This window comes from Streptomyces sp. NPDC006140, assembly GCF_040628815.1.
In the GTDB taxonomy this organism is placed as follows: domain Bacteria; phylum Actinomycetota; class Actinomycetes; order Streptomycetales; family Streptomycetaceae; genus Streptomyces.
This window is the reverse complement of sequence record NZ_JBEXTS010000001.1, coordinates 686794-697684: the sequence shown is the minus strand read 5'-3', so window position 1 is coordinate 697684 and position 10891 is coordinate 686794. Positions and strand designations below refer to the sequence as shown.

Sequence of the window (10891 nt, the reverse complement as noted above, 5' to 3'; positions counted from 1 at the left end):
CCGCCGAAACGCTTACAGCAAGAGTCCTGAAACCGCTGGTAAGAAATTTCAGCAATGCCTATCGCCGGATGGTGTAGGTGACGAGCGACCGGGCGGGGACCGTGGCCCGCAGCGCGCCCCCGGTGACCGGCACGGCCGCCTGCCGGGCCATGTTCCGGGAGCCGTTGGTGACGTACGGGGTCGCCGTGCCGTTGCTGAACCCGATGTTCCGCAGGCTGAACGACACCGGGGTGGCGGCGGTGGCCGCGTTGAGCGCCACGACCGTCACGGATCCGTCGGTGTCGCGGAACGCGGACAGCTTGAGGTCGCCGTCGGAGGCGGTGGCGCCGATGCGGGTGGCTCCGGGGCGGATGAAGCGGCTGTAGTTCGCCAGCGCCCACAGGCGCTTGGAGACATGGTAGTTCTCCCCGTCCATCTGGATCAGGCCCCGGGTGGCACCGACCGAGGCTCCGTACCAGTAGACGTAGCCGCTGGTGTTTCCCTTGGTCAGGGCGTCGTGCACGGCGGAGGCGACGGTGAACCCGTCGTAGCCGCTGCCGTCGTCCCAGGCCTCGTTCCAGGTGGTGCCGTTGGGCGACCACTCCGACATCCAGGTCCGCTTCCGCGTCGGCAGCGGGCCGTCGACGGGGCTGGCGTAGGTGTGGCCGGCGTGGGTGTCGACGTAGCCCCGGGCCGTGGCGTCGGCCTCGATCGCGCTGGTGTAGTTCTTCTGCTGGTTCCAGCCGAAGGAGTCGCAGCAGACCACCTTGTACCCGCCCGCCCTCGCCACCGGCCCGAAGACCTTGGTGAACTCGGCCGCCTGCGCCGGGGTGAGCCGCATGGAGTCGTAGGTGGCGGTGTAGTCGGGCTCGTTGACGAACCCGAGGTCGGTGACGCGGATGCCCTCCTGCGCGTAGAACTTGGCGTACTGGACGAGGTAGTTCGCGTACGCCCTGCGCCAGTCGCCGCTCGCGCAAGTGGCACCGGCCAGGCCGCACAGGGTGCCGCCGTTCGCGTCGGTGCCGTTGGTCTTCATGTAGCCGGGCGCGCTCCAGGCGTCGGCGTAGAAGCGGGTGACGCCGTACGCCTTGGCCTGCTGGGCGAGCCATACCTGGCCCTTGTCGTCGCGGTCCCACACGTAGTTGGGGCGCGCGTCCGGCCCGCCGGGGTCGGTGGGCTGGATGCCCGAGTCGATGCCGAGGCGCAGGATGCTGAGTCCGGCGCCGGTGTCCCTGCTGAACAGCAGGTCGAGGATCTCGCGTTGGCGGTCCGGGGGGAGGCCCTGCGAGCCCCGCATGATCTCGGCCCGGCCGAAGTGCTCGGAGATGCCGAAGCCGTCGATGGGCTGGTGCCGGGCGGAGCCGTCGACGGTGGCCGATGCGGCCACTTCGGTGGGTGAGGCCCCCGCGGTGATCCCGGCGGTCGTCAGCAGGACCGCGAGGGACGTGACCGTCCACGTTCTGAGCCTGCGCAGCGTCATCCGTCCCGTCATGGGAGCGCTCCCAGTGAGATGGAGTCGCCCCTCGGGGTTCCGAGGGGCGATGGTTCGAGGAGATGAACAGCGTTCAGGGAGTTGCCACTGGGGAGGGAACGTAGGGCAGCGTTCCGGAAGCGTCAATCCCGTCCGCACCGCAACCGGGCGACACCGGCTAGCAGTTGGTCTTCCCCGCGTGGATCGCCAGGGCCGTGTTCGAGCCCAGGGTCGCCGTGAACTGCCCGCTCGCGTTCACCGTCACCGGCGAGTTGCTCTGCACGTCGCAGTACGTCCCGGCGGGCAGCGAGGTCTGGTACGTCCGGGTCAGCGAGCCGGACTCGTGGTTGATGGCCACGAAGCCCTTGCTCCCCCGGCCGAAGGCGATGGCGTCGCCGCCGTTGTCCCACCAGCCGGTGACCGGCTCACCCCGCGTGGCGTTGCGGAAGGCGACCATGGACTTGATCTCCGGCCAGTTGTGCTGGCACTTCCAGCCGTCCTGCCAGCAGGCGTCGACCTGGCCGCCGCCCGGCGGCCCGGCGTCGTGGTCGGTGAACTCGTAGCCGGAGTTGATGTCCGGGGCACCGTAGGGCCAGGCCAGCATGAAGACGTTGGCCAGGGTGTAGGTGGCGTTGTCCTTGTAGCTGAGCGTGGAGCCGTTGCGCTCGGTGTCGTGGTTGTCGACGAAGACGCCCGAGACGCCGCTGTTCAGGTACCCCCAGCCCTCGCCGTAGTTCTTCAGGTAGGCCAGGTTCTCGTTGGTGAAGACCCGCTTGAGGTCGTAGGCGTAGCGGAACTCCTGGACGTCGCCGTTGCCGGTGTACTCGGTGGGCTGGACGGCCTCGCCGGCGCCGTGGATGACCTCCTGCTTCCAGTACACCGACGGATTGCTCAGCCGGGACTTGATGTTCGCGAGGTCGGCGGCGTCCATGTGCTTGGCCGCGTCGATGCGGAAGCCGTCGACGCCGAGGGAGAGCAGGTCGTTCATGTACCCGGCGATGGCGCCGCGGACGTAGCTCTCGCCGGTGTCGAGGTCGGCGAGGCCGACGAGTTCGCAGTGCTGGACGTTCCAGCGGTCCTGGTAGTTGTTGCCGATCCGGCTCGTGCAGTCGTCGAAGTCGAAGGACGAGTACAGGCCCGGGTAGGTGTACTTCGTGTACGACGAGCCGCCGGTGCCGGTGCCGCTGCCCGCCGACATGTGGTTGATGACCGTGTCCACGACGACCTTCACTCCGGCCGCGTGGCAGGTGTTCACCATGTTCTGGAAGGCCGCGCGGTCCCCGAGCCGGCCGGCGATCTTGTAGCTGACCGGCTGGTACGAGGTCCACCACTGCGGGCCCTGTATGTGCTCGGCGGGCGGGGAGACCTGGACGTAGCCGTAGCCGGCGGGGCCGAGGGTGGTGGTGCACTCCCGGGCGACGGAGGCGAACTTCCACTCGAAGAGGACGGCGGTGACGTCCTTGGTGCCAGGTGGGGAGGCCTGCGCACCGGTCGGGTTCATGACAACCGCAGCCGCGGCGAGCGCGACGGCGGCGGAGAGGTATCTGCGTGCCATGTGGGGTTTCCTTCTTCGTTGAAGGCTTTTGCTGCAAGGTTCAGAAACCTTGCGGTGACGCAGATGGTAAAGGCCCGCCGCCCGAAAGGGCAGCGGGCCGTACGGAATTCAAAGGAAAATCAGGCGTCAGACGTCAGGCGTCGGACGTCAGGCGTCGGTCGCGGTGGTCCACCACACCGTGGTGTCGCCGGGCACCTTCGCCTCGTCGTCGACCAGGACGATCTCGCCGCTCGCGACCAGCACCCGGCCGTACGCCGGCATCGCCACCGACTCCCCGGTGGTGTTCGCGACGCACACGAACTCCCCGCGCCGGAAGGCGAGCACGCCCTCGGGCGCCCGCAGCCACTCCACGGAGCTGCCCGCGCCGAGGTCGGGCTGCTCCCGGCGCACGGCGAGCGCGGCCCGGTACAGCTCCAGCGTCGAGCCGGGCACGCCGGTCTGCGCCTCGACGCTCAACTCGCCCCAGCTCTCCGGCTGCGGCAGCCAGCTGCCCCCGTCGCCGAAGCCGTACGACGGCCCGGTCCTGGTCCAGGGGATCGGCACCCGGCAGCCGTCGCGGAAGCCGTCCTGGCCCGCGCCCCGGAAGTACGCCGGGTCCTGGCGCACCTCGTCGGGCAGGTCGACCACGTCGGGCAGGCCCAGCTCCTCGCCCTGGTAGACGTAGGCCGAGCCGGGCAGCGCCAGCATCAGCAGGGTCGCGGCCCGGGCCCTGCGCAGGCCCAGTTCCCGGTCGCCGGCCAGGCGGATCTGGGTGCCGAGGCCGGGCGGGTTGGCGAACCGGGTGGCGTGCCGGGTGACGTCGTGGTTGGACAGCACCCAGGTGGCAGGGGCGCCGACCGGACGCATGGCGTCCAGGGTACGGTCGATGACCTGGCGCATCTCCTCGGCGTCCCAGTGGGTGCTCAGGTACTGGAAGTTGAACGCCTGGTGCAGCTCGTCCGGGCGGACGTAGTTCGCGGTCCGCTCGATGGTCGGCGTCCACGCCTCGGCGACGAAGATGCGCTCACCCGCGTACTCGTCGAGGATGAGCCGCCACTGCCGGTAGATCTCGTGCACACCGTCCTGGTCGAAGAACGGCATGACATCGTTGCCCAGCAGCTTCACCTGGTCGTGGGATCCAAGGTCGGGGAGCCCCTCCGCCTTCACCAGCCCATGGGCGACATCGATACGGAAGCCGTCGACGCCCATGTCCAGCCAGAAGCGCAGGATGGAGCGGAACTCGTCGCCGACCGCCGGGTGCTCCCAGTTGAAGTCCGGCTGCTCGGGGGCGAAGAGGTGCAGGTACCACTCCCCGTCCGGGACGCGGGTCCAGGCCGGGCCGCCGAAGATCGACTCCCAGTCGTTGGGCGGCAGCTCGCCGTTCTCTCCCTTGCCGGGGCGGAAGTGGTAGCGGTCCCGCAGCGGGGAGCCCGGGCCCTCGGCGACGGCCCGCTTGAACCACTCGTGCTGGTCGGAGGAGTGGTTGGGCACGAGGTCGACGATGATCCTCAGGCCCAGCTCGTGGGCGTCCCGGATCAGCGCGTCGGCGTCCAGGAGGTTGCCGAACATGGGGTCGACGGCCCGGTAGTCGGCGACGTCGTAGCCGGCGTCGGCCTGCGGCGAGGCGTAGAAGGGGCTGAGCCACACGGCGTCCACGCCGAGGTCGCGCAGGTACGGCAGACGGGTGCGGACACCCTCCAGGTCGCCCATGCCGTCGCCGTTGCTGTCGGCGAAGCTGCGCGGGTACACCTGGTAGATCACCGCGTCCCGCCACCAGTCACGGCGCTTGGCGACGGCCACGGCGGAGGTGGGGGTGGGGGCAGGTGCAGCTGAGTGCTGGCTCATGTCGTCCTTGATGCGTAACTGGGGTGTGGTCATATCAGCGTGTGTGGGTTCGGGCGGCCGCGGTACAGCGGGGTCGGATGGGCACCGCGGCCGCCACACCGCGCCCCATGGGGGCGCGGGGAACTGCGCGACCGGCCACGACGGCGCCGCGGCCGGTCACTCGACGAAAGGTCACCCCTTCGTGCCGCCGGCGGTGAGCCCGGTCACCAGGTTCTTCTGCACGAGGTAGAAGAACAGGGCAGCCGGTATGGCGATCAGCACAGCCGTCGCGGCCATCAGGTTCCGCTGCGCGTCGTGCTCGCTGACGAACGTCTGCAGACCGACGGCGAAGGTGTACTTGTCGTCGCTCAGCAGGAACGTCGAGGCGAACGCGACCTCACCGAAGGCCGTGAGGAAGCTGTAGAAGGCCGCGACCGCGAGTCCCGGCTTGGCGAGCGGCAGGATCAGCCGCGCGAACGTGCCGAAGGGGGTCAGCCCGTCGACGCGCCCGGCCTCGTCGATCTCGAACGGGATGGTGTCGAAATAGCCCTTCATCAGCCAGGCGCAGTACGGCACGATCGTGGTGCAGTTGACAAGGATGAGACCAAGGTAGCTGTCGATGAGCCGCAGATCCGAGAGGATCTGGTACATCGGCACGATCAGTACCGCGATCGGGAACATCTGGGTGACGAGCAGCGCCCACATCAGCTTCCGGTAGCCCGGGAACCGCATGCGGGAGACCGCGTAGCCGGTGGACGCGGCGACGACGACGCCGATGAGCGTCGTGCCCAGCACCACGACCAGCGTGCTCTTCAGCCAGTCGAAGAAGCTGGTGTCCTGCAGGACGAACGCGTAGTTGTCGAACGTCATCTTGCCCCAGATGCGCCCGGGATGCAGATAGTCGTCCTTGTCCGGTCCGAGGGACAGGAAGAACAGCCAGGCGACCGGGAAGAGCGCGGTCAGGCTGGCGACGATCAGCACGGCGTGCGAGGCGAGGGAGGCCGCGCGGCTCTGCCCGCCGCGCCGGCGCGTCCGGCCGGGGGCCTTCGCGGGGCGCCGCTCGGCCGGCGGGGCGGGGGTCTCGACGGTGGTCGTACTCATTTCGGACTCCTGCCTCAGATCGCGAGCTGCTGGTCGTTGCGGTTCAGCCAGCGGCGGTAGAAGGAGGTGAAGACGATCAGGATGGACAGCAGCAGGATCCCGTAGGCGGCGGACTGCGCGTAGTCGCGCGGCTGCTGCCCGAAGCCCAGGTGGTAGGCCCAGGTGACGAGGATCTGCGCGTCGGGGGCGGTGTTGCCGAACAGCAGGAAGATGATGGCGAACTGGTTGAACGTCCAGATGACGCCGAGCAGGACGACCGTGGTGCTGACCGAGCGCAGGCCGGGCAGGGTCACGTAGCGGAAGCGCTGCCAGGCGCTCGCGCCGTCCATCTCGGAGGCCTCGTAGAGGCTCGCGTCGATCGACTGCAGGCCGCCGAGGAGCGAGACCATCATGAACGGCACACCGCACCAGGTGTTGACCATGATCGCGGAGAACCGCTGCCAGAAGGTGTCCTCCAGCCACGACGGCGTCGGCAGGTGCAGGAATTCCAGGAAGCTGTTGATGATGCCGCCGTCGGCGAGCATGAACCGCCAGCCGAAGACGGTGACGAAGGTCGGCACCGCCCAGGGCAGCACCAGGATCATGCGGTAGAGGGTGCGGCCGCGCAGCTTCTGATTGAGCAGCAGGGCGAGGCCGAGCCCGATGCCGTAGTGCAGGGTGACGCAGGCGGCCGTCCAGAAGATCGTCCACAGGAAGTGCGACCAGAAGCGGTCGTAGGACGTCGGGCCCCACAGGATGTCGGCGTAGTTGTCCAGGCCGATGAACTTGTAGGTGGCGTCGATCTCGTTGACGCCGATCGTGCGGGCGGTGTTCAGGCTGGTGGCGTCGGTGAGAGTGAGGTACAGGCCGTATCCCAGCGGGTACAGCACGAGGACGCCGAGGACGATCGCCACCGGGGCGACCATCGCGTAGGCGTACCAGTGCTTGTTCAGGCCGTTCCTCAGCCGCTGCACCGGTCCGGGCCGTGGTTCCCGCTCACCGCGCCGCTTGCCGGTCGCTCGATCGATGGCGACTGTCATGGTTCGACACCTTCTGGAAGTTCAAGGAGGTCAAGGAGGGCTGCCCGGCCCCGGGCGCAGGCGCGGGCCGGTGGCCGCCGGATCCCCTCCCCCTCGACCTGGGGTCCGGCGGCCACTCGGCGGTCACTTGCTGTAGTCCGGCACCAGCTTGGCGATGGCGGTCTCGGCGTTGCCGAGGCCCTGGTCGAGGGACTCCTTGCCGCCCGCGATCTTCAGCAGCTCGTCGTCGAGCGGGGTCCACAGGGAGCTGTACTCGGGCAGGGCCGGGCGCGGCTGGGCGGCGGGCAGCACACCCTGGAAGCCGGCGATGCCGGGGTCGGTCTTGACCTTGGCGGTGTAGGCGTCCCCGCGCGTGGGCAGCGTGGAGTTCTTCAGCGCGATGGTCTCCTGGGCCTTGGCCGAGGTCATGAACTTCACGAACTTCAGCGAGGCCTCCTGGTGGGCCTTGTCCGAGCCCGCGTACACCGAGAGGTTGTGGCCGCCGGTCGGAGCGCCCGCCTTGCCGGTGGAGCCGGCCGGGACGGTGGCGATGCCGAGGTTGTTCTTGTCCTTGAAGGCCGAGCCCTTGTAGAAGTTCGTGATCTCCCAGGGGCCCTGGATGATCGCGGCGACCTTGCCGCTGACGAACGCCTCCTGGATGTGGGCGTAGGCGTCGGCGGTGGTGTCCGCCTTGTGCAGGCCCTTGCCCTTGAACAGGCTCTGCCAGGTGCCGTAGGCCTTCTTGGCCGCGGGCGAGGTGACGGTGATCTTCTTGGCGTCGACGTCGACGGTGTCGGTGCCCTCGCCGTAGAGGAAGGCCTGGGCGTAGTAGGCCTGGGTGGAGCCCCAGTAGCCGTCGACGCCGGTCTTGTCCTTGATGGTGGCGGCGGCCTTCTTCAGGTCGTCCCAGGTCTTGGGGGCCTCGACGCCGGCCTTCTTGAACAGGGCCTTGTTGTAGACGAGGGCCAGGGTGTCCGTGGTGAAGGGGACGCCGTAGGTCTTGCCCTCGTACTTGGCCTGCTCGATCAGGCTGGGCTGGAACTTGTCCTGCTCGGCGAGGGCCTCGGTGCCGTCCAGCGGCGCGAAGAAGCCCTTCTTGGCGAAGGCGGGGGTCCAGCCGACCTCGGAGCGCAGCACGTCGGGGGCGCCCTTGGAACCGGCGGCGGTGTCGAACTTGTTCTGCGCCTGGTCGAAGGGGACGTTGACGTAGTTGACCTTGATGTCCTTGTGGGCGGCCTCGAACTCCTTGACCAGGGCCTGGTACGCCGGCGCCTCGTTGGTCGCGTTGGAGGTGTCCCACCAGGTGATGGTGACCGGGCCGCCGGCCTCGTCGCCGCTGTCGCTTCCGCCGCAGGCCGTCGCCGCCAGGGCGAGGGACGCCACCAGCGCGGTGGCCGCTATGCCACGCCGCATGAGTTCTCCTTGAGGGTGAAGCCCGTTTCGTGCTGCCGACTGCGCCGTTGGCCGCCGGGCGTCGGTGAGATTAGCCGCGCTTCAACGACTTGCGAAAGACCTTGCAGCAAAAAGTTGCAAGAGGTGCGGATGGTTATGCCGCCGTGACCTCCCCTCGATCGCCCTTGGGCCTTGATTTCCGGCTGCTCGGCGGGGAGTCGGACAGCTGTGCAAGACTTTGCAAGCACTTGCCATCCGTTTCCGCCGGGGGAATCATCCGTTGCGGAGCGGACGCCGACACGACTCAAGGGACCGCGATGACCAAGCAACCCGCAGCGGGCCGCGCGCCGGCCCGTGCCCGGCGTCCCGTCGGTGTGCAAGCAGAAGTCCGGCCGCTACAGTCCGGTGCTGTGACCACACGGCTTGCGGACATCGCTTTGCAGGCGGGGGTGAGCGAAGCGACCGTCAGCCGCGTCCTCAACGGGAAGCCGGGCGTCGCCGCCACCACCCGCCAGTCCGTGCTGGCCGCGCTCGACGTGCTGGGCTACGAACGCCCGGTGCGGCTGCGGCAGCGCAGTGAGGGCCTGGTCGGCCTGATCACCCCGGAGCTGGAGAACCCGATCTTCCCGGCCCTGGCGCAGGTCATCGGCCAGGCGCTGACGCGGCAGGGCTACACGCCGGTGCTGGCCACCCAGACCCCGGGCGGCTCGACCGAGGACGAGCTGACCGAGATGCTCGTGGACCGCGGCGTCGCCGGCATCATCTACGTCTCCGGGCTGCACGCGGACACCACCGCCGACATGCAGCGCTACGACCGGCTGCGCGCACAGGGCGTGCCCTACGTCCTGGTCGACGGCTTCTCGCCGAAGGTGCAGGCGCCGTTCATCTCCCCCGACGACCGCGCCGCGATGACCCTGGCGGTCACGCACCTGGCGTCCCTGGGGCACACGCGGATCGGGCTGGCCCTGGGGCCCAAGCGGTTCGTGCCCGTGCAGCGCAAGATCGAGGGCTTCGTACGGGCGATGCAGGACCAGTTGGGCCTGGGCGCCGAGGCCGTCGAGTCGGAGCTGGTGCAGCACTCCCTGTACACGCTGGAGGGCGGGCAGGCCGCCGCCACCGCCCTGATCGAGCGGGACTGCACGGCCGTGGTGTGCGCCAGCGACATGATGGCGCTGGGCGCGATCCGGGCGGCGCGGCAGCGCGGCCTGGACGTCCCGAAGGACATCTCCGTGGTCGGCTTCGACGACTCCCCGCTGATCGCCTTCACGGACCCGCCCCTGACGACGATCCGCAAGCCGGTCCCGGCGATGGGCCAGGCGGCGGTGCGCACGCTGCTGGAGGAGATCGGCGGGACGCCCGCTCCGCACAGCGAGTTCGTGTTCATGCCGGAACTGGTGGTGCGCGGTTCGACCGCTTCGGCACCCGGGGACCGCGGGGATCGCGGACGCTCCTGAATCAGCTGGTCGCTCCTGAATCGTCCGTCTCGTCCTCAGGGTGGAGAGCCGCGCCCGCGTGCCCTGCGCCGGTAGGAGGGGAAGGGGTCGTTCCGCCGTAGAACATGCGGTCCGGACCAGACCGGAGGATGATCGGTGAGACAGGGCTTTTCTGGCAGACTTTGTGCCTATGGGTGACACGACCGTGACGACGCCGGAAGGCCGGGAAGCGGCCATTCCGCACCCCGTCGCGGCCGAGACGGGGCCGGGTCCCCTGCGCCGGCTGCGCACCCCGCGCCGGCCCCGCTTCTGGTTCGAGATCCTGCTGATCGCGGTGAGTTACTGGACGTACTCGCTCGTCCGCAACGCCGTGCCCGAGCAGAAGGCCGAGGCCCTGCGCAACGCCGACTGGATCTGGAAGGCCGAACAGCATCTGGGCATCGCCGTCGAGCAGTCCGTCAACCACGCCGTGAACTCGGTGACTTGGCTGATCATCGGCATGAACTACTACTACGCGACGCTCCACTTCGTGGTCACGCTGGGTGTGCTCGTGTGGCTGTACCGTCGCCATCCCGGCCGTTACGCGGCCACCCGCCTGGTGCTGTTCGCGACGACCGCCGTCGCCCTGGTCGGCTACTACCTGTATCCGCTGGCGCCCCCGCGGCTGATGAACGGCGGCGACTTCATCGACACGGTCATGGTCCACCAGACCTGGGGGTCGATGGCGTCCGGCGACCTGAAGCACATGTCCAACCAGTACGCGGCGATGCCGTCGATGCACATCGGCTGGTCCGTGTGGTGCGGCCTGACGATCTTCGCCCTGGCGTCGATCCCCTGGGTGCGGGTGCTGGGCCTGCTGTACCCGGCGCTGACGCTGGTGGTGATCGTCGCGACGGCCAATCACTTCTGGCTCGACGCGGTGGGCGGCATGCTGTGCCTGGCCTTCGGGTTCGCGGTGGCGACGGTCTGGTACGGCAGGCAGCCGTACGCACTGCCGCAGCGGGTGCCGGCGCGAGCGCGCGGGACGGGCCGGCCGCTGTTGCCGACCAGGGCCTGATCCGCCGCTGTCCCACCGGCACCGGCAGTGACTCACGCCCCGCGATGCACACCGACGGCGTTCCTGGCGCACGCCCGCGAGCTCAGGGACCGGGCCTGGCCT

At 69.1% G+C, this 10891-nt stretch carries 8 protein-coding genes; 2 read left to right on the top strand and 6 right to left on the bottom strand.

Annotated features, from left to right (window positions below; genetic code table 11):
- Window positions 1-58 precede the first annotated feature (58 nt).
- The 6 genes from ABZ386_RS03265 to ABZ386_RS03240 all read right to left on the bottom strand — a co-directional run bounded on the left by ABZ386_RS03265 (window position 59) and on the right by ABZ386_RS03240 (window position 8320).
- Window positions 59-1471, bottom strand: a complete 1413-nt coding sequence (locus ABZ386_RS03265) for a glycoside hydrolase family 30 beta sandwich domain-containing protein (protein WP_355720911.1) — start codon at window positions 1469-1471, stop codon at window positions 59-61.
- 157 nt (window positions 1472-1628) lie between these two features.
- Entirely contained in the window at window positions 1629-3005 is a 1377-nt protein-coding gene (locus ABZ386_RS03260) for an alpha-amylase family protein (protein ID WP_358963390.1), read from the bottom strand.
- A gap of 147 nt (window positions 3006-3152) precedes the next feature.
- Window positions 3153-4829 (bottom strand): glycoside hydrolase family 13 protein, encoded by a 1677-nt coding sequence (locus ABZ386_RS03255; RefSeq protein WP_351332995.1) that lies wholly within the window; start codon window positions 4827-4829, stop codon window positions 3153-3155.
- Between the two features lie 171 nt (window positions 4830-5000).
- Window positions 5001-5909: an ABC transporter permease subunit gene (locus ABZ386_RS03250; RefSeq protein ID WP_351332240.1), complete on the bottom strand. Its 909-nt coding sequence runs from the start codon at window positions 5907-5909 to the stop codon at window positions 5001-5003.
- A 14-nt stretch (window positions 5910-5923) separates the two neighbouring features.
- The gene (locus ABZ386_RS03245) at window positions 5924-6928 is read right to left on the bottom strand and encodes a sugar ABC transporter permease (protein ID WP_351332243.1); all 1005 of its coding nucleotides are present in this window, start codon (window positions 6926-6928) and stop codon (window positions 5924-5926) included.
- A gap of 123 nt (window positions 6929-7051) precedes the next feature.
- Window positions 7052-8320 (bottom strand): extracellular solute-binding protein, encoded by a 1269-nt coding sequence (locus tag ABZ386_RS03240; RefSeq protein WP_351332246.1) that lies wholly within the window; start codon window positions 8318-8320, stop codon window positions 7052-7054.
- A gap of 389 nt (window positions 8321-8709) precedes the next feature.
- On the opposite strand from ABZ386_RS03240, the gene ABZ386_RS03235 reads away from it, so the two are divergent.
- On the top strand, window positions 8710-9753 hold the full coding sequence (locus ABZ386_RS03235) for a LacI family DNA-binding transcriptional regulator (RefSeq protein WP_114251750.1): 1044 nt from the start codon (window positions 8710-8712) through the stop codon (window positions 9751-9753).
- Between the two features lie 169 nt (window positions 9754-9922).
- Complete coding sequence (locus ABZ386_RS03230; RefSeq protein ID WP_355724744.1) at window positions 9923-10789, top strand: phosphatase PAP2 family protein; 867 nt, start codon at window positions 9923-9925, stop codon at window positions 10787-10789.
- The last annotated feature ends 102 nt before the right edge of the window (window positions 10790-10891 follow it).